Genomic DNA, 22453 nt, shown 5'->3' on the forward strand with positions numbered 1-22453 from the left:
TGCGCCTCCATCAGTGCAGTGTGCGCGGAACGGTCAGGACGAACGGCGCGATGGGGGCGGCGAACTCGGTGCCGTCGTCGGCCACCATGTCGTAGTGCCCCTGCATCGTGCCGTGCTCGGTCTCCAGCATGACACCGGAGGTGTAACGGAAGTCTTCACCGGGGCGCAGCCGCGGCTGTTCGCCGATCACCCCATCGCCATCGACATGCTCGATGCGGCCATTGGCATCGGTGATCCGCCAGTGGCGGGCCACCAGCCGTGCCGCGACGCGACCCCGGTTGAGGATGCGGATCGTATAGGCGAACGCGTAGCGGCCGTCCTCCGGGGTGGACTGGTCATCGAGGAAGCGGGGGGCGACCTCGACGGAGATCGCGTAGTTTGCAGCGTCGTTCATGCAGGCAGTTTAGTGAATGTTGTGCACGATGAGATGAGTGCTGCCCAAGCTGGCAGCGCCCCCGTCATGGATGTCAGGCGGTTCCACGTGCGCGCGGCCGGTGCTGGCCACGAGGTGGCGCGCTCAACCTTGCGGCGCGTCAGCCTCGTACGGGACGTTGGCCAGCGCGATGAACTGCGCCACGTCCAGCTGCTCGGCGCGGGCATCGCTGCGCACGCCGGCCGCTTCGAACTGCTCGGGCGTGCACACGTTCTGCAGCGCGTTGCGCAGGGTCTTGCGGCGCTGACCAAAGGCGGCCTTGACCACATGGGCGAAGCGCTTGCGGTCCAGGATGCCGACCGTGGCCGGATCGCGCGGGACCAGCCGCACCACCGCCGAATCGACCTTGGGCGGCGGGCGGAACGCACCCGGCGGCACCACGAACAGCGAGGTCACCTTGCAGAACGCCTGCAGCATCACGCTCAGCCGGCCATACACCTTGCTGCCCGGATCGGCGGCCATGCGGTCGACCACTTCCTTCTGCAGCATGAAGTGCATGTCGGTGATCATCGCGGCGTGGTCCAGCGCATGGAACAGGATCGGCGAGGAGATGTTGTAGGGCAGGTTGCCGACCAGGCGGATCGGGCTGCCGGCAGCCAGCTCGGTGAAATCCACCTGCAGCACGTCGCGGTGGATGATGGTCATCTCGCCCAGCGGTTCGGCGGCGGCGGCCAGCGGGCCGACCAGATCCCGATCGAACTCGATCACGGTCAGCTTCGGGTGGCGGCGCAGCAGCGGCAAGGTGATCGCGCCCTGGCCCGGGCCGATCTCGACCAGGCGGTCGCCGTCTTTCGGGCTGACCGCCAGCACGATCTTGTCGATGTAGCTGCGGTCGGCGAGGAAGTGCTGGCCGAGCTGCTTCTTGGCGGGGCCGGAAAAACCGGGCGCGCCGGAGGAGGAATACGAAGAAGTCATGGCACCAGTGTACGTTGGCGCGCCAGCCGGGCACACAGCGCGGTGGCAGCGAGGAGGCTGGACGGGTCGGCCAGGCCGCGGCCGGCCAGATCCAGGGCGGTGCCATGGTCGACCGCGACGCGCGGGTAGGGCAGGCCCAGGGTGATGTTGACGGCCTGCTCGAAGCCGCTGTACTTGAGCACCGGCAGGCCCTGGTCGTGGTACATGGCCAGCACCGTGTCGAACCCGGCCAGCTTGGCCGGCAGGAAGGCGGTGTCGGCCGGCAGCGGCCCGGCCAGGTCCATGCCCTGGGCGCGCAGGCGCGCCAGCAGCGGGATGATCAGGTCCAGTTCTTCGCGCCCCAGATGACCGTCTTCGCCGGCGTGCGGGTTGAGCCCGAGCACGGCGATGCGCGGCGAGGCCAGCCCGAAATCGCGCTGCAGGGCGTCGTGGATGATCTTCAGGGTGAGTGCCAGGCCATCGGCCGTGATCGCATCGGCCACCGCGCGCAACGGCAGGTGGGTGGTGGCCAGGGCGACCCGGACGATGTCATTGGCGAGCATCATCACCACCGGGGTGCGGGCCTGGTCGGCCAGCAGTTCGGTGGTGCCGCTGTAGGCGATGCCGCCCTCGTTGATGACCGCCTTGTGCACCGGGCCGGTGACCACGCCAGCAAGTTCACCGGACAGGCACGCCTGCCCGGCCTGGCGCAGTGCGCCGATCACGGCCCCGGCGTTGGCTGGATCCGGCGTGCCGAAGCGCGAGGGCACGGCATTGGGGACCGCGCGCAACGGCAGATCGCCCGGCTGGCGGGCGATGGTGTCTTCAGGCAGGAGCTGCAGGGGCAGCGACAGCGCAGCGGCGGCAGCCTGCAGCGTGTCCGGGTCGGCGAAGGCCAGCAGCCGGCAATCGGTGCGCGGCTGCTGGATCAGACGGAGGCAGAGCTCCGGGCCGATCCCCGCCGGCTCGCCCGGTACCAGCGCGAGCTGCGGGAGCATGGATCAGGACTGCGGCGGCGTGGTCGCCGCGGCACCCGGGGCATAGCCGCGCATATCCACGTAGGCTTCGCCACGCAGTTCCTGCAGGAAGCGGTTGTACTCTTCCTCCAGCTTGCGGCGGCCGATCGTTTCACGGATCTGGGCGCGCTGGTTGTCGGTGGTGGCATCGGTCTGGCGCGTGGCGACGCGCTGGACGATGTGCCAGCCGGCATCGGTACGGAACGGCGGGCTCACGCCGCCGTCGGTGATGCCCTCAACCTGCTTGCCGAAATCCGGGCCGAAGGCATCGGCCGGGAACCAGCCCAGATCGCCGCCCTGGCCCTTGCTGTTGTTGTCTTCCGAGGATTCCTTGGCCACTGCATCGAACTCGGCGCCGCCGGCGATGCGGGCACGCAGGGTGTCGATCTTGGCCTTGGCCGCGGCATTGTCCTGCTGGTCGGTGATGCGGACCAGGATATGACGGGCGTGGTATTCGGTGATGGTGTGACCGCCTTCAGCGGCCGCGCTGGCATCACGCACCTCGACCAGCTTCAGCAGCTGGAAGCCACTGGGGCCACGCAGCGGGCCGACCACGTCGCCGGACTTCATCTCTTTCATCATCTGCGCGAAGGCATTCGGGATTTCATCCAGCGAACGCCAGCCCAGGTCGCCGCCTTCCAGCGCGTTGGGGCTGTCCGAATAACGGACGGCGGCGGCGTTGAAGTCGATCTCGCCCTTGTCCAGCAGCGCCTTGACGCCATCGGCCTTCTTCTGGCCGGTGGTGATCTGCTCGGCGGTGGCGCCTTCCGGCAGGCCGATCAGGATGTGGGCCAGGTGGTACTGGGTGCCCACGGTGGCCTGCTGCTTGAGCGCGCCATCCACTTCGCCTTCGCTGACGGTGATGCGGCTCTGCGCGAAGCTCTGGCGCAGGCGCTGGACGGTGATCTCGTCACGCACCGAATCGCGGAAATCGTTGAAATCCAGGCCATCGCTGGCCAGACGCTGGCGCAGGGCATCCAGGGTGGAGCCGTTCTGCTGGGCGATGGCGTTGATGGCCTGGTTCAGTTCCTGATCGCTGACCTTGATGCCACTGCTCTCGGCACGCGCCACCTGCAGCTTCACCAGCACCAGGCGCTCGAGCACCTGGCGGCTGAGCACATCATCGGGCGGCAGCTGGTTTTCACGACCGGCGTACTGGGCCTTGATGTTCTGGACGGCGCGGTCCAGTTCGCTCTGCAGCACGACGTCCTCATCGACGATCGCCGCGATGCGGTCCAGCGGCTGACCCTGCTGGGCCAGCACCTGCAACGGGGCCGTCGCGGAGGAGACCGCCAGCAGGGAGGCGAGGAGTACGGGAAGGGTCTTGGTCATGGGATCTGATTCGGATCGTAGTCGTCGCGGGCTGCACCGGTGTTGCTGGGCGGCACCAGATAGAGGTCGTCTCGGTAGTACCCGAGAATAGCACGGCGCAAGGTGCGGTCCGTGTTCTGGCCGATGGAGCTCAGGCCCTTGAGCACGAACTCGATCTGGAAGGAGTTGTTGAGTTCACCTTCGCGATTGCGCACGTAGCGGCGGGCGATGGCGCGAACGGCCAGACAGCAGCTGTCCCACTGCACGCCACCGATGATTTCCAGCGGGGCGCGGTCCTGGATGGAGTAGTAATAGCGTCCGACCAGGCTCCAGCGCTCGTTCAGCGGGTACAGGAAGGACAGGTCGGCCTGCTCCAGCAGCGTCCGGTCGCGGCGGGTCGCCGTGGTCGAGGCCTGGGGATTCAAGCGGCTGCGGTAGGTCAGGTTGACGATGCCGTCGTTGGACATGAGGTAGCGCGCGCGCACGCTGGCCAGATCCTCACGCTTGTACTTGGGATCCCACTGATAGGTGGCACCCAGGGTCCAGCGGTCGTTGATCATGTAGTTCGTATCGGCGATCCAGGCCGACTTGCCCTGCTCGACCGGCGTTTCACTGCTGTTGAGCGTGACCCGCGAATCATCGAAGTACAGGATCTGGCCGAGGCTCCCCGAGAAGCGCTCTTTGCCGGTGTCCTGGTCGATGAAGCGGGTGCTCACCGCCATGGTCAGCTGGTTGGCGTCATTCTGGCGATCGGCGCCGGAGTAGCGCGAATCGCGGAACAGCTGGCCCCAGCTGAAGGTGAAGTCACGCGTATCGAACACCGGCAGGTCGCTCTGGTCGCGGTAAGGCGTACGCAGGTAGAACAGGCGCGGTTCCAGTGTGTGCAGGAAGCGGGTGTCGCCGATGGTGGTCTCGCGGTCGAAGAACAGGCCGGCGTCGATGGTGCCGATCGGCAGGCTGCGGCTCGGCGAGGTGTTGCCGCGCAGCTGGTCCGGGGTCGCGGTGGCCGGATCGATACCGGCCGCGATCAGGTTCTGCCGGCGGATGTCATCGGCCAGCCCGCGCTCCAGGTCATACCCGGTGTAGCGGTAGGCCAGGGTCGGGGTGACATACCAGGCCGCGCCGCTGAACGGCATCGAGACATACGGCTTGACGTCCAGGCGTGAGCCGCCATCCACGGCGCGTGACACGCCGGTGCGCTCGTATTCCTGTTCCACGCCGAACTTCTCGTGCACGTCCAGATGGGTGAAGTTCACCGCTTCGGCATACACGCCGGTTTCCAGCCACGGCAGCAGCGGCTTGTCCCAATTGACGAACAGGCGCGGCTGGCGGGCATACGGCAGGGACGTTTCGGTCAGCGTGTAATCGGTGAGCTGCCAATAGTCGGCCATCAGGCCGCCGGTCCAGTTCTCACCGGTACCGTAGATGCCGATCTGGCTCTGCAGGTTGGAGGTGGTCACGCCGAGCAGCCGGTTGGAGAAATCCTCCAGATAGCGCTCATCGCTGACCCAGGCCAGGCTGGCACGGGCCTGCCAGTTGGCGTTGATGTTGTGGTACCCGCTGAATTCCACGCGGCCGCGATCTTTGTCGCGCAGCTTGTCGTTGGGCAGGTAGGCGGTCAGCAGCTCGCCGCGGCCGCCGTCGTAGAGATAGCGGAATTCGTTGTCCAGCATGAAACCGCGCTTGCTCATGTAGCGCGGCATCAGCGTGTCGTCGAAGTTCGGCGCCAGATTCAGATAGATCGGCTGGGTGTAGTCGAAGCCGTTGCGGCCGGACAGGCCGATCTGCGGGTAGAGCAGGCCGGTCTGGCGGCGGTCGTCGATCGGGAACTTGAAGTACGGCGCCCACAGCACCGGCACCTTGCCGATGCGCAGCACCGCGTTGCGCGCCGTGCCGAAGCCGGCGTCGTTATCGACCTCGATCTGCGGTGCCGAGAGCTTCCACACCGGCTGCGAGGGATCGCAGGTGGTGTAGGTGGAGCGATGCATCTGGCCCACCGCGCCCTGCAGGTCGATTGACTCGGCACCGCCATTGCCCCGGCGGGACACCAGCTGGTACTGGATGTCGCTGATCTTGTGGGTATCGCTTTCCTGGTTGCCCTCGGCACGACGGGCCTTCATCCGGATCGAGGAGTCCTGGTAGCGGACGTTGCCCTCGGCGACGTAATTGCCGCTCTCGGTATCGAAGCTCAGGTTGTCGGTCCCCAGGAACTGGTCGCCACGCTTGAGCGCGACATTGCCCTGGTAGTTGGGCACCACGGAGGTACCGGAAAGTTGGTCACCCTCGATATCGGTCGGCTGCTGGCCACGCGTGGCGGCCGCGGCTTTGTCGGCCTTGGGCGCATCGTCGAACACGGGCAGCACGTCGGTTACCGGGCACAGGCCCCAGTTGACCGGCTTGTCGTCGGCCAGGGCCGGCAAGCAGATGGCGATACTGAGGGGGAGAGGCAGCAGGCGGAGGGCTCGGCGCACGCGGTATCGGATTCGGGAGAAAACGGATCGTAGCTTGCCCCATCCCTTGCATAGGGGCAATGAAGGTCGCGCCGATGCAGGGGGCCGGGTTCATTCGCAACCCGGGCCGGGCCGCCTCAGCGCAGCTCGCCGACGTGCGCCACGCTGCACTCGGCCAAGGCCTGCAGGTCGTATCCGCCCTCGAGCATGGAGACGATCCGGCCGGCGCCGTGGCGGCGGGCGAGCCCGCGCAGCTCGGCGGTGATCCAGGCGAAATCCTCGGTTTCCAGCATCAGGTCGGCCTGCGGGTCGCGCATGTGCGCATCGAAGCCGGCCGAGATCAGCAGCAGCTGCGGGCGGAAATCATCGATGGCCGGCAGCATCTCGTCGGCCCAGGTGTTGCGGAAGCGGAAGCCGCCGCTGCCCGGGGGCAGCAGGATGTTCATCAGGTTGCCGGCCCCACGGTCGCGGCGAAGGCCGGAATTGGGGAACAACCCGGCCTGGTGGGTGCTGTAGTAGGCCACCCCGGGATCGGCGATGAAGATGTCCTGGGTGCCGTTGCCGTGGTGCACGTCGAAATCGACGATGGCGATCCGCTCCAGTCCATAGCGGTCGCGGGCATAGGCCGCGGCGATGGCGATGTTGTTGAACAGGCAGAAGCCCATCGCCGTGTTGGCGCTGGCATGGTGGCCCGGCGGGCGCACGGCGCAGAACGCGACCGGGTCTTCGCCGAGCATCACCGCATCGACCGCCGCCACGCCGGCACCGGCCGCGTGAAGGGCCGCACTGGCCGAGCCGGGCGAGGTCATGGTGTCCATGTCGATCAGCCGCAGCGGCTCGGTCTGCGGCGTGAGGACCAGGTCGATCAGTTCGCTGTCATGGACCCGGGCCAGCTCACCGAGCTTGGCCGGGGGCGCCTGCCGCCAGTCCAGCTGGTCCGGATAGGCCGCCTTGAGCGCATCGAGCACGCCCTGCAGGCGCGCCGGGCATTCGGGGTGGCCCCGGCCGGGATCGTGTTGCAGACAGGCGGGGTGGGTGAAAACCAGCATGCGGGCAGGATATCCGGGTGGGGCGGCAGGGCCGCTCAGGCGTGGCGGCGCTCGTGGCGCCAGAGCACCTCGCCGTGGCCGTCGGCGCGGGCCAGCACGCGCGCGAGCACGAACAGCAGGTCCGACAGGCGGTTGAGGTAGTGCAGCGCTTCCGGGCGGACCGTCTCCCGGCGCGCCAGCGTGACCGTCTCACGCTCGGCCCGGCGCACGATGGTGCGGGCCAGGTGGCAGCGGGCGGCCGCTTCGCCACCGGCCGGCAGGATGAATTCCTTCAACACCGGTAGATCGGCGTTGTAGTGGTCCAGCTGCTGCTCCAGCGCCTGGATGTCGGCGGCGTGGATGGCGGCATGGCCGGGAATGCACAGCTCGCCGCCCAGATCGAACAGCTGGTGCTGGATCACCGTCAGCAGGGCGCGGACGTCGTCGGGCAGCGGTGCCGCGAGCAGCACCCCGAGCGCAGAGTTGGCCTCATCGACCGTACCGTAGGCGGCGACGCGGGCGTCGTCCTTGGCCACGCGGCTGCCATCGCCCAGCCCGGTACTGCCATCGTCACCGGTGCGCGTATAGATACGGGAAAGGCGGTTGCCCATCGGGGAGCCCTGCCGCGCTCAGTGCAGCACGTCGCGGCGCGCCTGCAGCAGCTTGCCGACCTGTTCGGTCGCCAGCTGCAGGGCGGCGGCCAGGCCGACGTAGACCGCGGCGGTGCGCAGGTAGGGCAGGAACCAGTCGCTGTAGTTTTTCGCCCAGCCACCGAGGGTGGGGGCGGCCACGTTGTCACTGATCCAGTAGAAGCCGCCCTGGGCGAACAGATGGCAGACCGCCACCGCCGCGACCAGCAACAGCGCGCCCTTGCCCAGCGCGGCCCAGGTGGCACCGTGATAGCCGCCGCGCAGCAGCATGCCGCCGCCCCACATGGCGAAGTACGCCGGCAGCAGCATCCAGTAGCCGGGGGAGACGCAGTAGTGCTGCCAGAAATCCAGGCCACTGCGGCGGATCACGATCCAGTCGACCACTACCGCCAACGCCATCAGCAGCGGGAACGCCCAGCGGGTCCACTGGCGCAGGTAGAAGCCGCCGATGAAGAACACCGCCCAGGACGCATCCGGAATCGCCGCGAAATGATTGACCCGGGTCGCCGCCATCAGCAGCACGAGCACGGACAGGACGAAGGCGCGTTGGGCAGTGGAGGTCATGGCGGTGACGGGTAAGGGCAGGCATTCATTCTAGCGCCTGCTGCGGCAGCCCGCCGCACGCCGCCGGAACGGGCGAACCCTTATCATGGCGGGCATGAGTGAACGACATGATGTAGTGATCGTAGGTGGCGGGCTGGTCGGTGCCAGCCTGGCCATTGCCCTGGACCGTGCCGGCCGCGATGTCGGCCTGGTCGAGGCCTCGCCGCTGGGTACGCTGCCGGCGGTGTTCGACCAGCGCAACCTCAGCTTTGCTGCGGCCACCGTCAATGCGCTGACCGCGCTGGGCGTGATGCAGGCGCTGGCCGCTGCGCCGGGCGCGATCACCCGTATCCATGTCAGCCGTGCCGGCGATTTCGGCCGGGTGCAGATGGAGGCCGCGCAGTACCAGCGCCCGTGGTTCGGCCAGGTGGTCGTGGCCCGCGATTTCGGCCAGGCGCTGGAGGCGCGGCTGCAGACGCTGACCCATCTGACCCGCTATCGTCCGGCCCGGTTCGTGCGCCTGGGCGCCACGGTGGACGGCTACCGCCAGGTGTTCATCGCCGATGACAGCGGTGAGCGCTGCCTGTCGGCCCGCCTGGTGGTGGGTGCCGATGGCACCCGCAGTGGCGTGCGCGACGCGCTGGGCATCGGCGTGGACGAGCATGATTTCCGACAGACCCTGTTTGTGTCGCGGGTGCGTGCCGCCCGTGCGCCGGACGGCACCGCGTACGAGCGCTTCACCGACACCGGCCCGACCGCGTTGCTGCCACGGGGTGATCGTCACTTCGGCGCGGTGCACGGCGTTGCCCGCGATCAGGCCGAGGCGGTGATGGCGCTGGACGATGCCGGCTGGGTGAGCCGCCTGCAGAGCGCGATCGGCTGGCGTGCCGGCCGCCTGCTGGAGAGCGGGCCGCGCAGCGCGTATCCGTTGATCCAAGTGTTGTCGCAGGCGTTGGTCGGCGAGCGCGCCGTCCTGCTTGGCAATGCCGCGCAGACCATCCATCCGCTGGGCGCACAGGGCTTCAACCTGGGCCTGCGCGATGCGCTGACCCTGGCCGAGCTGGTCGCCGGGGCTGACGATGCCGGCAGCGATGCGTTGCTGCGCGAACATGTGGCACGACGTCTGGAAGACCGCGAGCAGACCATCGCCTTCTCCGGCGGTCTGGCACGCCTGACCAGCAACCCGGCGCCACTGATGCGGCCCTTGCGGTCGCTCGGCTTGCTGGCTGCGCAGGCGACGCCGATGCAGTCGATGCTGGTCGGCGGCGCGATGGGCTTCCGTGGCCAGGTGCCGGCGCTGTGCCGCGGAGCCGGCCTGTGAGCCGGCGCCCGCAGGATGTCGTGGTGGTCGGCGGCGGCGTGGTCGGCGCGGCCTGTGCCTTGGCGTTGGCCGATGCCGGGTTGACGGTGACGCTGGTCGAAGGTCGCGAGCCAGCCGCCTGGCAGCCGCAGCAACCGGATCTGCGCGTGTATGCGTTCGCGCCGGACAACGCCCAGCTGCTGGCCGCGCTCGGCGTGTGGCCGGCGGTGACTGCCGCACGCGCCTGTGCCTACCGCCGCATGCGGGTCTGGGATGCGGCCGGCGGCGATGAACTGCGTTTCGATGCCGATACGCTCGGCCACGAACACCTGGGCTGGATCGTCGAGAACGATCTGCTGGTGGACCGCTTGTGGGCGGCACTGCCCGCGGCCGGCGTGCAGCTGTGCTGCCCGGCGCGGGTGGAAGCGCTGGAGCAGGACGCCAACGGGGTACGCCTGCGCCTGGACGACGGCCGTCGGCTCGACGCGTCGCTGGCGATCGCCGCCGACGGGGCCGAATCCACCCTGCGCCGCCTGGCCGGGCTGGAGGTGACCCGCCAGGATTACGGCCAGCGTGGCGTGGTTGCCTACGTGGATACCGAAAAGAACAATGAAGCCACGGCGTGGCAGCGCTTCCTGGTGACCGGCCCGCTGGCGGTCCTGCCGATCAGCGCGCAGCGCAGTTCGATCGTGTGGACGCTGCCCGAGGCCGAGGCCGAGCGCGTGCTGGCACTCGACGAGGCCGCCTTCGGCCGTGAGCTCACCCATGCCTTTGCCGGGCGGCTGGGGGCGATGACCCTGGCCTCCAGGCGCGCGGCCTTCCCGCTGCGCCGCCAATTGGCGACCGGCTACGTCGCTGGCCGCGTGCTCGCGCTCGGCGATGCGGCGCATGTGGTGCATCCGTTGGCCGGGCAGGGCGTCAATCTGGGCCTGCGCGATGTCGCCGCGTTGCGGACGATGGTGCTGGCCGCACAGCAGCGCCGCCAGGATTGGATGTCACCGCACCGCCTGCAGCGCTGGGCACGCGAACGCCGCAGTGAAAACACCGTCGCTGCGTACAGTTTCGATGCGATCAACACGGTGTTCTCCAATGATGAGATGCACCTGACCCTGGCGCGCGGTCGTGCGCTGGGCTGCGCCGGCAAGCTGCCGCCGCTGGTGTCGATGTTCTGGAAACGCGCGGCGGGGCTGTGACCGGCGCGCTCAGTCGATCAGCCAGCCGGCCAGATCGGCGCGGTCCAGCGTGCCGCGCCGCTTCACGTCCAGCGCGTTGAATTCATCGGCCAGCGTCGGGTTGGCCTGCGCCTCGGCGCGGCTGATGAAGCCATCGCCGTCGACATCCAGCGCCGCGAACGCGATGCGGTACTGACCGACCACGCTCACCGGCTGCACCGAACGCACCGTCACCGCGGCTTCGCCGGCCGGTGCGGCCAGCGTCACCTGATGGGTCACCTCTCCCTGCGAGAGCGGCTGCGCGCGCACGCTGGCCGGCACCTCGCGCAGCGGTTCGCTGACCGCCGGCGGCGGGGTGCGGACCTGGGCCAGGGCGAGCGCGGGCAGCAGGGACAGCAGCACGGTGAGGCTGGATATGCGTCGCATGGAAACTCCGTATATCTGAGGTGGGGGCGCCGGGTGCCCGGCTCTACCGGTGGTGCGCGTGGGTCAGCGCAGCGGCGAAGCCAGCACCGTGATTTCTTCGCGGTCGTGATACAGCTGCTTGGCGCGCAGGTGCAGCGGTTTGCCGGCCTGCTCCTGGAACAGCTCCAGGCACAGGCGGGTTTCATCCCAGCGCTTTTTCATCGGCAGCTTGAGGTTGAAGATCGCATGCTTGCACCAGCCCTCGCGGAACCAGGTGGCCATGCGCTCGGCCACGCGGCGCGGCTGTTCGACCATGTCGCAGACCATCCAGTCCAGCGGGGTCTCCGGCTGCCAGTGGAAGCCATCGGCGCGCAGATGTTCAACCAGGCCGGTCTCCAGCACATGCTCGCGCAACGGGCCGTTGTCCACGCTGATCACCTTCACGTGCTGGCGGGTCAACACCCACGTCCAGCCACCCGGTGCAGCGCCCAGATCGGCCGCGCGCATGCCCGGCTTGACCAGCAGCTCGCGCTCTTCCGGCGTCATCAGGGTGAGCAGGGCTTCATCCAGCTTCAGCGCCGAGCGCGAAGGCGCATCGGGCAGCAGCTTCAGGCGCGGGATGCCCAGCGGCCACGGCGCGCTGTCGCGGGTATCGGCCACGCACACAAACGCATGGCGACCATCGACGAACACGATGTGCAGGCGCGGCAGGCCGGTGTTCGGCTTGTCGGTCAGCAGGCCGGCCTTGCGCAGCGCCGGGCGCAGTGCATTGCCGAATGCGCGGGCCAGGCCGGCCAGCGGCTTGCCTTCATCCGAGTCCGGATGCTCGACCCACATGTCGCCGAAGCGTTGCTGCCCCTGAAGCGCGGCAATGATCGGGGTGATGCGGTCGGCGGCATCGAGCTGCGGCAGCTCGGCCAGCACCTGCAGCTTCTGCCGGGCGAAGATCAGCGAGCGCCAGGACAAGGCCTTGGACAACGCCGCACCTTCCTCGGTGACGAACACCACGTAGCCGTCATTGCGCTGGGTGCGCGCATAGCCGGCGACGTTGGCATACGCCGCGCGCTCGGACAGCTCGGCGGCCAGTTCCGGTTCAAAGCCCTGGCGGCACAGACACAGCAGGCCGCTCATCGCATCGCGCCCGAAGCGCGGATATCAGTAATGGGCACCGTTGATCTCTCCGTACTGGCGCAGGACCGCGCGTGCAGCGTCGCGCTCGATGTCGCGCACGACCTCGATGCCACGCGTGTTGAGTTCGCCGACCCAGTCCGCCGGCAGCGGACCCTCGTCGAACGGGGTCAGTTCTTCCACGTCCTGCGCGCTGGCACCGATCAGCAGCCGATCGATACCGGCCCAGATGGTGGCGCCGTAACACTGGCAGCACGGCTGGGAGGAGGTCGCCAGGGTGATCGGCGACAGCACATCGTTCAGGCGTGGCGTTTGCAGGCGTTGCTGGGCCAGCATGTAGGCCATGTTCTCGGCGTGCGCCAGCGAGGTCGTATGCGGGACCACGCGGTTCACGCCGGCGGCGATCACACGATGGTCCGGCCCAAACACCACGGCGCCGAACGGGCCACCGGTCTGCGCCTCGACATTCAGGCGCGACAATTCGATCGCCAGCGCGACCTTGTCGGCATCCTCGGGATAGACACGGCCCAGATCGATCTGGTCGTGGATCCAGGCGGGCAGGGTGAGATGGACTTGCGCGTACAGCATCGGGACATGAACCTCTTCAAAGATGGCGCAGCGGCAGTGTATCGGGCCGCGCGTAGGGATGCCGTGCCCGCGCTGAACACGGCCACGCGCACGCCGGCGCAGGGCTGCGCCGGTCGCAGGGGAGCTGGAGCGCAGGCCCTGCCATGGCAGGGCTGCGCAGGTGACATCGGGCGGCCGGTGCCTGGCACCGGCCGGGTGCAGCTTACGCCGACCAGGTATCGCGCAGGGTCACGCTGCGGTTGAACACCGGCGTTGCCGCGGTGTGATCGCGGCGATCGGCGACGAAGTAGCCGGTCCGCTCGAACTGGAACGACTGCTCCGGGGCCGCAGTGGCTGCGGCCGGCTCGACATAGCCGGTGACGGTGCGGCGCGAGTCCGGATTGAGGTAATCGCGGTAGGTCTTGCCCTCGGATTCGTCGTCCGGGTTGGCCACCGAGAACAGACGGTCGTACAGGCGGATCTCGGCCGGCACCGCGTGCACGGCGCTGACCCAATGGATGGTGCCCTTGACCTTGCGGTTGGCGCCTTCCATGCCCGGGCGCGATTCCGGATCCAGCCAGCCGCGCAGTTCGGTGATGGTGCCGTCGGCATCCTTGATCACGTCATCGCAGCGGATGATGCCGGCCCCGCGCAGGCGCACTTCGCCGCCGGGCACCAGGCGCTTCCAGCCCTTTGGCGGGACTTCAGCGAAATCCTCGCGCTCGATCCACAGCTCACGTGCGAACGGTACTTCGCGGGTCCCGAACGCCTCGTCCTTGGGGTGGTTGGAGAAGGTCAGGGTCTCTTCGTGACCCTCGGGCAGGTTGGTCAGCACCAGCTTGACCGGATCGACCACCGCCATGCGGCGTGCGGCAGCACTGTCGAGGTCTTCGCGCAGCGCGCCTTCGAGCACGCTGAAATCGATCAGCGAGTTCTGCTTGCTGATGCCCACGCGCTCGGCGAACAGGCGCATCGCGGCCGGGGTATAGCCACGACGACGCAGGCCCTGCAGGGTCGGCATGCGCGGATCTTCCCAGCCATCCACCAGCTGCTCGGTGACCAGCGCCATCAGCTTGCGCTTGCTCATCACCGTGTAGTTGATGTTCAACCGCGAGAATTCGATCTGGCGCGGCTTGGCGGCTTCACGCGGCAGGCCGCGATCGACCAGCGGCTGGGTCAGTGCATCGTGATGGGCGAAATCGACGTTGTCCACGCACCAGTCGTACAGCGGGCGGTGATCTTCGAACTCCAGCGTGCACAGCGAATGGGTGATGCCTTCGATGGAATCGCCCAGCGCGTGCGCGAAGTCGTACATCGGGTAGATCGGCCACGCAGTGCCGGTGTTCTGGTGTTCGACATGCTTGATCCGGTACAGCGCCGGGTCGCGCAGGTTGATGTTGCCGCTGGCCATGTCGATCTTGGCGCGCACGGTGCGCGCACCATCCGGGAACTCGCCCGCGCGCATGCGGCGGAACAGGTCCAGGTTCTCTTCGACGCTACGGTCGCGGAACGGCGACGGACGGCCCGGCTCGGTGAGCGTGCCGCGGTAGGCACGCACTTCCTCGGCCGACAGGTCGCACACATACGCCTTGCCATCGGTGATCAGCTTCTGCGCGGCCAGGTAGTAGGCATCGAAGTAATCCGAGGCATGGCGCAGCTCGTTCCATTCAAAACCCAGCCAGCGCACGTCATCCTGGATCGCGGCCACGTACTCCGGATCTTCCTTGGCCGGGTTGGTGTCGTCGAAGCGCAGGTTGCACACGCCGTTGAACTCACCGGCGATGCCGAAGTTCAGGCAGATCGACTTGGCGTGGCCGATGTGCAGGTAGCCGTTGGGCTCGGGCGGGAAGCGCGTCTTGATCGCGGCATGCTTGCCGGCGGCCAGGTCCTCGCGGACGATCTGACGGATGAAATCCCGTTTTTCCTGGGCTTCCGGAAGGGCGTCGGTGGGGGCGGCGGTAGGCTCGGACATGATGCGCGGTCGCAGTTAAAAGGCAGAAAGACCAACAGTTTAGCCTGTCGCAAGGCGACAGGCTAAACGGGTAGGTGCCGACCGTTGGTCGGCACGCCTTTCGCAGGCCGGCACCACCCGGCTCCTTCGCTGGGTCGGCACGCCTTCAGCCCCCGGGCGTATGCTGGGCCCATGCCCTCCGGAGCCCACCCATGCACGTGATCTACCAGGCCGACAACCTGTTCGACGCCCATCTGGTCAAACACGCCCTGGAGGACGCCGGCATCCCCGCCTTCGTCTTCGGCGAATCGCTGCTGGGTGGCATGGGCGAGCTCCCGCTGTTCGGCGTCCTGCGCGTGTGTGTCCCCGATCTGGCCCGTCCCGAAGCGGAAGACATCGTCGCCCGGCTGGACTTGGGCGCGGCCCCGGACGACCCCATATTCGACGGAGACGAAAGCGCCGGCCTGTTGCCGGCCTAGGAGAACGCCATGTTGGGTCTTGGAAACGGTCTGTTGGGCATCGGCGCCTTCAAGCAGCGCCTGCCGCGCCCGGAAGAAGCGTTGCCCGGCCGCGAGCAGCCCCTGCCGTTGCTGCACAACCAGCATTACGTCAACAGCCACCCGCTGAAAGACAGCTTCACCGGCCTGGAGCGCATCCGCTTCGCCATGGGCTGTTTCTGGGGCGCGGAGCGCAAATTCTGGACCATCCCGGGCGTCTACTCGACCTCGGTCGGCTACGCCGGCGGCGTCACCCCGAACCCCACCTACGAAGAAGTCTGCTCCGGCCTCACCGGGCACACCGAAATCGTCGAGGTCGTCTACGACCCCGCCATCGTCACCCTCGAACGCCTTCTCCAGGTCTTCTGGGAAAGCCACGACCCCACCCAGGGCATGCGCCAGGGCAACGACACCGGCACCCAGTACCGCTCCGCGATCCACGCCACCACCCAGGCCCAGCACGACGCCGCTCTGACCAGCCGCGACGCCTACCAGCAGCGCCTCAACGACAGCGGTTACGGCCCCATCACCACCGATATCGTTTTCCCCGCGCCCGCGTACTACTACGCCGAGGACTACCACCAGCAGTACCTGGCCAAGAACCCCAACGGCTACTGCGGCATCGGCGGCACTGGCGTCAGCTGCCCCATCGGCGTGGACGCCTGATACCCCCAGAGCCGACCAACGGTCGGCTCTACCAGGTCCAGCAGACAGCCCTAGGCTCGCGCGCTACTGCTCTCCCCAACGCACCAGCCATGTGTCGACGGCGCGTCCAGCAAACCCACCCACACCGCGCCAACCCCAACGAGAGTGAGCCGTTGCCGTTGCCGTTGCCGTTGCCATACGCGCCAAAAACAAAAGACCCCGCATGAGCGGGGCCTTTTGTCGTGCAGCCATCCAACCGCCAGCGCTTACAGCCGCTCGCGGATCGTCTGCCGCAACGCGTCCAGATCCTTGGCGAACGCATCGATACCGCTCGCCAGCTTCTCCGTCGCCATCGGATCGGCCGCCAGATCCGCCGCAAACCGCGCACCATCGATCGGCGTCACCTGCACAGACTCGGCCGCACCGGCCACCAGCCTGCGCGGCAACTCACCGTGATCGGCGTCCAGCTTTTCCAGCAGATCCGGTGAAATCGTCAGGCGATCGCAGCCTGCCAGCGCCTCGATCTGCGCCGTCGAACGGAACGACGCGCCCATCACCACCGTCGGCGAACCGCGGCGCTTGAACTCGGCATACACGCCGCGCACGAACACCACGCCCGGGTCTTCATCGATGCTGGCCGGCGCCTGGCCGTTGGCCACGTACCAATCCAGGATGCGGCCCACGAACGGCGAGATCAGGAACGCCCCGGCCTCGCTGCAGGCCAGCGCCTGGGTCGGATTGAAGATCAGCGTCAGGTTGCAGTCGATCCCTTCGGCCTGCAGCTGGCGCGCCGCTTCCACGCCTTCCCAGGTTGCCGCGATCTTGATCAGCACCTTGCTGCGCGGCACGCCGGCCGCTTCGTACATGGCGATGAACTGGCGCGCCTTGGCCACCGTGGCCGCGGTGTCATGTGCCTGGTCGGCATCGACCTCGGTCGAGACCCGGCCCGGCACCAGCGTGCTGAGCAGGGTGCCCACGCCCACGGTCAGGCGATCGGCCACCGCGTGCACGATGGTCTCGCGCTCACCCGTCTGCTCGCGGCCCCAGGCCAGCGCGCTCTCGATGAGATCGGCATACACCGGCAGGTCCAGCGCTTTCTTCACCAGGGTGGGGTTGGTCGTGCAGTCGACCGGCTTCAAGCGCTTGATCGCCTCGTAGTCGCCGGTATCGGCAACCACCACGGACAGATCACGCAGCTGGGAGAGTTTGGACAGCGAAACGGTGCTCATTGCAACTCCTGGGACGAAACGGTGGAACCTGCGCGGATCGCAGCAGGCAGGGTCAGGCGTGGGGCTGGTGATGGACGGCGGTCACCCGCAGGCGCAGCTTGCGCCCGCCCGGTGCCACCCAATCCATGGTCTGGCCGATCGACAGGCCGAGCAGGGCGGTGCCCACCGGTGCCAGGATCGATACCTTGCCCTGTTCAACATCGGCTTCACGCGGATAGACCAGCGTCAGAACGTGCTTTTCGTTCTGCAGCTCATCTTCGCACTCTACGCGCGAATGCATCATGACGGTGCCCTCGGGAACCTGGTCCGGCGCCACAACGGTCGCGCGGTTGAGTTCCTCGGCCAGGGCGATCCCGGCCGGGGTCTGGCTGACGGCGGGAGACTCGAGCATGGCATCCAGGCGGTCCATGTCGTGGCTTGAAACGATGATCGAAGGGGGCAGTCCGCTGGAAGTGGACATGGTGTAGCTCCTTGCGTTTGTGGAAGACCCATGCAAAAAGGCGGCGCCTGCTGGCACCGCCTCGTTCTATTGTGCTGACAATCGTAGACGGATGCGACCCGTCCGGCATATCGGCCCCGCCGGCCGGTTCAGCCAGGCTCAGCCGGCGCGTGGAAGCGGCGTGGCCGCGACCGCCGGGACATCGGTCGTCTCCAGTGCGAACAGGCCCTGCGGCAGCCGTTTGAACTGCTGGGCCAGTTGCTCCAGGAAGCCGGTCATCGCCGAACTGCGGCGCCAGGCCATCGCGATGCGGCGGCTGGGACGGTCATCGCCACTGAAATCCAGCAGGCGGATGTTGTCCGAGCGCGGCACCGGCGGCTTGACCGAGAGCGTCGGCAGCAGGGTGATGCCCACATCGGCGGCCACCATCTGCCGCAGCGTCTCCAGGCTGGTCGCGCGGAACTCCGATTTTTCGTTGGCACCGAACAACCGGCAGACCGCCAGCGCCTGGTCGCGCAGGCAGTGCCCGTCTTCCAGCAGCAACAGCTTCTGCGAGGACAGTTCCTGTACATCCAGATGCTGGCGGCGTGCCAGCGGGTGCTGCTGGGAGACCGCCAGCAGGAAGGGCTCTTCGAACAGGAACTCGGCGTGCAGCTGGTCATCATCCAGCGGCAGGGCCAACAGGGCGGCATCCAGCTTGCCTTCGCGCAGGCGGGTCAGCAGCTCGTCGCTCTTTTCCTCGACCAGCAGCAGTTCCAGTTGCGGGAAGCGTTCGCGGATGTTGGGGATCACGTGCGGCAGCAGGTACGGCCCCAGCGTGGGGAAGATCCCCAGCCGCACCGTGCCGGCTTCCGGATCGCGACTGCGCCGCGCGGCTTCTTTCATCTGCTCCACCTCGGCCACGATGGTGCGGGCACGCGCGGCCGCTTCCACCCCGGCCGGGGTGAGCATGACCTTGCGCGGTGCACGCTCCACCAGCGGCAACCCCAGCTCGTCCTCGAGCTTGCGGATCTGGGTGGACAGGGTGGGTTGGCTGACGAAGCAGGCGGCGGCCGCCTTGCCGAAATGGCGGTGGTCGGCCAGCGCCACCAGATACTTCAAATCACGTAGGTTCATTTCCTTGGACCTCTAACGGTAATGGACCGGGTGATGGCGTGGCTTACCCAGCAGACAGACAAGGTTCCCGGCGAACCGGGAACCGGACGTTTCAGGCAGCTTCGGCGACAGCGCCGCTGCTCTTGGGAACGGAGGTGCGGATCAGGTGATCAAAGGCGCTCAGTGCCGCAGTGGAACCGGCGCCCATCGCGATGACGATCTGCTTGTACGGAACGGTCGTGCAATCGCCTGCGGCGAAGACACCCGGCACGCTGGTCTGGCCGCGGTCGTCGATCAGGATCTCGCCACGCGGTGACAGGGCCACCGTGTCCTTCAACCACTCGGTATTCGGCAGAAGACCGATCTGCACGAAGATGCCTTCCAGTTCCACCCGGTGCGAATCGCCACCGACGCGGTCCTGGTAGACCAGGCCCGTCACTTTCTGGCCATCGCCCAGCACTTCCTGGGTCAGGGCGCTGGTGATGATGGTGACGTTGCCCAGACTGCGCAGCTTCTTCTGCAGTACTTCATCGGCCCGCAGTTTGTCATCAAATTCCAGAAGGGTCACATGCGTCACAAGACCCGCCAGATCGATCGCCGCTTCCACGCCGGAGTTGCCACCGCCGATCACCGCCACGCGCTTGCCCTTGAACAACGGACCGTCGCAATGCGGGCAGTACGCCACGCCCTTGTTACGGTACTGATCTTCGCCCGGCACGTTCATCTGGCGCCAGCGCGCACCGGTGGACAAGATGACCGAGCGCGACTTCAGCGACGCGCCATTCTCCAGTTTGATCTCGACCAGGCCGTCATCGCCGGCGGGCACCAGCGCGGTGGCGCGCTGCAGGTTCATGATGTCCACGTCGTACTCGCGCACATGCTGTTCCAGCGCCGCGGCCAGCTTCGGACCTTCGGTTCCCTTGACGGAAATGAAGTTCTCGATCGCCATCGTATCCAGCACCTGGCCACCGAAACGTTCAGCGGCCACACCGGTGCGGATGCCCTTGCGTGCGGCATAGATCGCCGCGGCTGCACCGGCCGGACCACCGCCCACCACCAGCACATCGAACGGGGCCTTGGCGCTCAGCTTTTCGGCATCGCGTTTGCCAGCGCCGGTGTCCAGCTTGGCCACGATCTGCTCCAGCGTCATGCGGCCTTGATCGAACACCTCGCCGTTGAGGTACACGGTCGGCACGGACATGATCTGGCGCGCTTCGACCTCGGCTGGGAACAGGCCGCCATCGATCGCCACGTGCTGGATGCGCGGGTTCAACACCGCTGCCAGGTTCAGTGCCTGGACCACGTCCGGGCAGTTCTGGCAGGACAGCGAGAAATAGGTTTCGAAGCGGTACTCGCCCTCCAGATTGCGCACCTGCTCGATCAGCTCGGCGGTGGCCTTGGACGGGTGACCACCGACCTGCAGCAGCGCCAACACCAGCGAGGTGAACTCATGGCCCATCGGCAGGCCCGCGAACACCAGATGGATGTCCTGGCCCGGCGTGGTCAGTGCGAAGGAGGGCGTGCGCTCGTTGCTGTCGCGACGCACGTCCAGGCGGATCTGCGTGGAGAGCGTGGTCAGCGTGTTCAGCAGCTCGAGCATTTCCTGCGACTTGGCGCCGTCATCCACGTGCGCCGTGATCTGGATCGGACGGGTGACACGTTCCAGATAGGTCTTCAGCTGGGACTGGAGGTTGGCATCCAACATCGAAAAACTCCTTGAATCAGGCAAGGGGGCAGCGTCGACGCACCCCGCGGGTGCATCTGCGCGACATGGGGGTGAACCGAAACCGGCGCGTGGGGCACCGGCTTGGGTTCACCCCCATCCCCGGCGGGCGGGGATGGGGATGAGGAGCGGCTTAGATCTTGCCGACCAGGTCCAGCGACGGGGTCAGGGTCTTTTCGCCTTCCTTCCACTTCGCCGGGCACACCTGGTTCGGGTTGGCGGCGGTGAACTGGGCAGCCTTCAGCTTGCGCAGGGTCTCGGAGACGTCACGGGCGATCTCGTTGGAGTGGATCTCCAGGGTCTTGATCACGCCTTCCGGGTTGATGATGAAGGTGCCGCGCAGGGCCAGGCCTTCTTCCGGAATGTGCACGCCGAAGGCGTTGGTCAGCTGGTGGGTCGGATCGCCGACCAGCGGGAACTGGGCCTTGCCGACGGCCGGCGAGGTTTCGTGCCACACCTTGTGCGAGAAGTGCGTGTCGGTGGTGACGATGTAGACCTCGGCGCCGGCCTTCTGGAACTCGGCGTAATGATCGGCGGCGTCTTCAATCTCGGTCGGGCAGTTGAAGGTGAACGCGGCCGGCATGAAGATCAGCACGGACCAGTGACCCTTCAGGGTGCTGTCGGAGACCTTGATGAACTCGCCGTTCTGGTAGGCGTTGGCTTCGAACGGCTGGATCTGGGTGTTGATGAGCGACATCGTTGTTCCTCTTGGTGAAGGGGGTGGGTGAAGCGACCAACACAGGTTAGCGGCTCCGTTCCCATAAGAACAATCCATTGATTGCATCTATGCGATAGTCATAGGCTATCAAAGTGGTCTGATCCTGCGATGAATGATGAGGGCCAGATCCGTCAGAACCGTTGCAGCGCAATGACCAGGGCGCCGGAACGTGTGATCAGTGCAATAGCTTCTGCATATTCGTTGTGGGGGAAAGCTGAACGATCGCAGGCGACGCGGTGCCGATCCGGCCCGATGTCAGGCGGAAACCGATAGTGCACATGCATGTATATGTGAGTTGCCATGCTTGGATTCAATCAAGCTGCCGGTCGCGGACGGCCGGCGCGCGCACTCGGGGCGCAAGGGCCGGTGCACTACACTGCGCGCCCCGATGTTGCTCCGTCCCGCCATGACCGCCACCCCGCCACCTGTCCGCCAGCTGCTCGCCGACGCCGCCACCCGCCTGCCCGGCGTGGAAGGCCGCCATGAGGCCGAACTGCTGCTGCTGCACGTGCTGGAACGCGAGCGCAGCTGGCTGTTCGCGCATGCCACCGATCCGGTCGAGCCGGCGCAGGTGGCGGCGTTCGAGGCGCTGCTGGCCAAACGCCTGGCCGGCGAGCCGGTGGCGTACCTGCTGGGCCGCCGCGGCTTCTGGACCCTGGATCTTGAGGTCAGCCCGGCCACCCTGATCCCGCGCCCGGAGACCGAGCTGCTGGTCGAGCTGGCGCTGGCACGGTTGCCCGACGCTACCGCCTTGCGGGTCGCCGACCTTGGCACCGGCAGTGGCGCGATCGCGCTGGCGCTGGCCAGCGAACGGCCGCAGGCCGGGGTAGTGGCGACCGACCTCAGCGAGGCGGCCCTGGCGGTGGCGGCACGCAACGCGCAGCGCCACGCACTGGGCAACGTCCAGTTCCGGCAGGGTGCGTGGTACGCGCCGCTGGCGGGTGAGCGCTTCGATCTGATCGCCACTAATCCCCCGTACATCGCCAGCGACGACCCGCACCTGGCGCAGGGCGATCTGCGCTTCGAACCGGCCACCGCGCTGGCCGCCGGTCTTGATGGGCTGGACGACATCCGGCTGATCATCGCCGGTGCAGCAGCACACCTGCTTCCCGGCGGCTGGCTGCTGATCGAACACGGCTGGGACCAGGGCGAGGCGATCCGCGCGCTGCTGCGGGACGCCGGTTTCCAGTCGGTCGCCACTGAGCACGATCTGGAACAGCGCGACCGGGTGAGCCTGGGCTGTCTGCCCGCCTGAGTGC

General features: G+C 67.4%; 22 protein-coding genes. 5 read left to right on the forward strand and 17 right to left on the reverse strand.

Annotation, left to right across the window (positions count from 1 at the left end):
- Positions 1 to 10: 10 nt before the first annotated feature.
- The 8 genes from apaG to AC06E9_RS10185 all read right to left on the reverse strand — a co-directional run bounded on the left by apaG (position 11) and on the right by AC06E9_RS10185 (position 8346).
- Entirely contained in the window at positions 11 to 394 is a 384-nt protein-coding gene (gene apaG / locus AC06E9_RS10150; RefSeq protein ID WP_121042792.1) for a Co2+/Mg2+ efflux protein ApaG, read from the reverse strand.
- A gap of 123 nt (positions 395 to 517) precedes the next feature.
- The gene (gene rsmA / locus AC06E9_RS10155) at positions 518 to 1348 is read right to left on the reverse strand and encodes a 16S rRNA (adenine(1518)-N(6)/adenine(1519)-N(6))-dimethyltransferase RsmA (RefSeq protein WP_121042794.1); all 831 of its coding nucleotides are present in this window, start codon (positions 1346 to 1348) and stop codon (positions 518 to 520) included.
- A complete protein-coding gene (gene pdxA / locus AC06E9_RS10160; RefSeq protein WP_121042796.1) occupies positions 1345 to 2325 on the reverse strand; it encodes a 4-hydroxythreonine-4-phosphate dehydrogenase PdxA in 981 nt (326 codons plus the stop codon). The genes rsmA and pdxA overlap by 4 nt, the downstream gene beginning before the upstream one ends.
- A 3-nt stretch (positions 2326 to 2328) precedes the next feature.
- Positions 2329 to 3675, reverse strand: coding sequence for a peptidylprolyl isomerase (locus AC06E9_RS10165; RefSeq protein ID WP_478056001.1), 1347 nt, complete (start codon positions 3673 to 3675; stop codon positions 2329 to 2331).
- Positions 3672 to 6125, reverse strand: a complete 2454-nt coding sequence (lptD, locus tag AC06E9_RS10170; protein ID WP_121042800.1) for an LPS-assembly protein LptD — start codon at positions 6123 to 6125, stop codon at positions 3672 to 3674. Before lptD ends, AC06E9_RS10165 begins: the two co-directional genes overlap by 4 nt.
- Positions 6126 to 6241: 116 nt before the next feature.
- The gene (locus tag AC06E9_RS10175; protein ID WP_152154479.1) at positions 6242 to 7153 is read right to left on the reverse strand and encodes a histone deacetylase family protein; all 912 of its coding nucleotides are present in this window, start codon (positions 7151 to 7153) and stop codon (positions 6242 to 6244) included.
- Between the two features lie 35 nt (positions 7154 to 7188).
- A complete protein-coding gene (locus AC06E9_RS10180; protein WP_152154477.1) occupies positions 7189 to 7743 on the reverse strand; it encodes a cob(I)yrinic acid a,c-diamide adenosyltransferase in 555 nt (184 codons plus the stop codon).
- 18 nt (positions 7744 to 7761) lie between these two features.
- The gene (locus tag AC06E9_RS10185; protein ID WP_478056002.1) at positions 7762 to 8346 is read right to left on the reverse strand and encodes a hypothetical protein; all 585 of its coding nucleotides are present in this window, start codon (positions 8344 to 8346) and stop codon (positions 7762 to 7764) included.
- 94 nt (positions 8347 to 8440) lie between these two features.
- Here AC06E9_RS10185 and ubiH point away from each other — a divergent pair, with 94 nt between their 5' ends.
- Both ubiH and AC06E9_RS10195 read left to right on the forward strand, forming a co-directional pair.
- On the forward strand, positions 8441 to 9646 hold the full coding sequence (gene ubiH, locus AC06E9_RS10190; protein ID WP_121042807.1) for a 2-octaprenyl-6-methoxyphenyl hydroxylase: 1206 nt from the start codon (positions 8441 to 8443) through the stop codon (positions 9644 to 9646).
- Complete coding sequence (locus tag AC06E9_RS10195; RefSeq protein ID WP_478056003.1) at positions 9643 to 10818, forward strand: UbiH/UbiF family hydroxylase; 1176 nt, start codon at positions 9643 to 9645, stop codon at positions 10816 to 10818. The genes ubiH and AC06E9_RS10195 overlap by 4 nt, the downstream gene beginning before the upstream one ends.
- 9 nt (positions 10819 to 10827) lie before the next feature.
- Here AC06E9_RS10195 and AC06E9_RS10200 read toward each other — a convergent pair whose 3' ends face one another.
- The 4 genes from AC06E9_RS10200 to AC06E9_RS10215 all read right to left on the reverse strand — a co-directional run bounded on the left by AC06E9_RS10200 (position 10828) and on the right by AC06E9_RS10215 (position 14869).
- On the reverse strand, positions 10828 to 11223 hold the full coding sequence (locus tag AC06E9_RS10200; RefSeq protein ID WP_478056004.1) for an EF-hand domain-containing protein: 396 nt from the start codon (positions 11221 to 11223) through the stop codon (positions 10828 to 10830).
- 63 nt (positions 11224 to 11286) lie between these two features.
- Positions 11287 to 12333: a 23S rRNA (cytidine(2498)-2'-O)-methyltransferase RlmM gene (gene rlmM, locus AC06E9_RS10205; RefSeq protein WP_121042813.1), complete on the reverse strand. Its 1047-nt coding sequence runs from the start codon at positions 12331 to 12333 to the stop codon at positions 11287 to 11289.
- Positions 12334 to 12357: 24 nt separating this feature from the next.
- Positions 12358 to 12918 carry a nucleoside deaminase gene (locus AC06E9_RS10210; RefSeq protein ID WP_121042815.1) on the reverse strand — a complete coding sequence of 187 codons (561 nt, stop codon included), beginning with the start codon at positions 12916 to 12918 and terminating at the stop codon, positions 12358 to 12360.
- Between the two features lie 202 nt (positions 12919 to 13120).
- Positions 13121 to 14869, reverse strand: coding sequence for a glutamine--tRNA ligase/YqeY domain fusion protein (locus tag AC06E9_RS10215; RefSeq protein WP_121042817.1), 1749 nt, complete (start codon positions 14867 to 14869; stop codon positions 13121 to 13123).
- Positions 14870 to 15060: 191 nt separating this feature from the next.
- On the opposite strand from AC06E9_RS10215, the gene AC06E9_RS10220 reads away from it, so the two are divergent.
- A complete protein-coding gene (locus AC06E9_RS10220; RefSeq protein ID WP_121042819.1) occupies positions 15061 to 15327 on the forward strand; it encodes a putative signal transducing protein in 267 nt (88 codons plus the stop codon).
- A gap of 30 nt (positions 15328 to 15357) precedes the next feature.
- On the forward strand, positions 15358 to 16011 hold the full coding sequence (gene msrA, locus AC06E9_RS10225) for a peptide-methionine (S)-S-oxide reductase MsrA (protein ID WP_183073807.1): 654 nt from the start codon (positions 15358 to 15360) through the stop codon (positions 16009 to 16011).
- Positions 16012 to 16256: 245 nt separating this feature from the next.
- On the opposite strand, the gene AC06E9_RS10230 is transcribed toward msrA, so the two are convergent.
- The 5 genes from AC06E9_RS10230 to ahpC form a co-directional block, all read right to left on the reverse strand.
- The gene (locus tag AC06E9_RS10230) at positions 16257 to 17219 is read right to left on the reverse strand and encodes a transaldolase (protein WP_478056005.1); all 963 of its coding nucleotides are present in this window, start codon (positions 17217 to 17219) and stop codon (positions 16257 to 16259) included.
- 52 nt (positions 17220 to 17271) lie between these two features.
- Entirely contained in the window at positions 17272 to 17679 is a 408-nt protein-coding gene (rnk, locus tag AC06E9_RS10235; protein WP_019182413.1) for a nucleoside diphosphate kinase regulator, read from the reverse strand.
- Positions 17680 to 17817: 138 nt separating this feature from the next.
- Positions 17818 to 18774, reverse strand: a complete 957-nt coding sequence (gene oxyR, locus AC06E9_RS10240; protein WP_121044642.1) for a DNA-binding transcriptional regulator OxyR — start codon at positions 18772 to 18774, stop codon at positions 17818 to 17820.
- Positions 18775 to 18865: 91 nt separating this feature from the next.
- Positions 18866 to 20458, reverse strand: coding sequence for an alkyl hydroperoxide reductase subunit F (ahpF, locus tag AC06E9_RS10245; RefSeq protein WP_478056006.1), 1593 nt, complete (start codon positions 20456 to 20458; stop codon positions 18866 to 18868).
- A 151-nt stretch (positions 20459 to 20609) separates the two neighbouring features.
- Complete coding sequence (ahpC, locus tag AC06E9_RS10250; protein ID WP_121044636.1) at positions 20610 to 21173, reverse strand: alkyl hydroperoxide reductase subunit C; 564 nt, start codon at positions 21171 to 21173, stop codon at positions 20610 to 20612.
- 427 nt (positions 21174 to 21600) lie between these two features.
- Between ahpC and prmC the strand changes: the two genes are divergently transcribed.
- The gene (prmC, locus tag AC06E9_RS10255) at positions 21601 to 22449 is read left to right on the forward strand and encodes a peptide chain release factor N(5)-glutamine methyltransferase (RefSeq protein WP_478056049.1); all 849 of its coding nucleotides are present in this window, start codon (positions 21601 to 21603) and stop codon (positions 22447 to 22449) included.
- Positions 22450 to 22453 lie beyond the last annotated feature (4 nt).

It is taken from the genome of Stenotrophomonas sp. Steno-Z10-BAI (assembly GCF_056393115.1).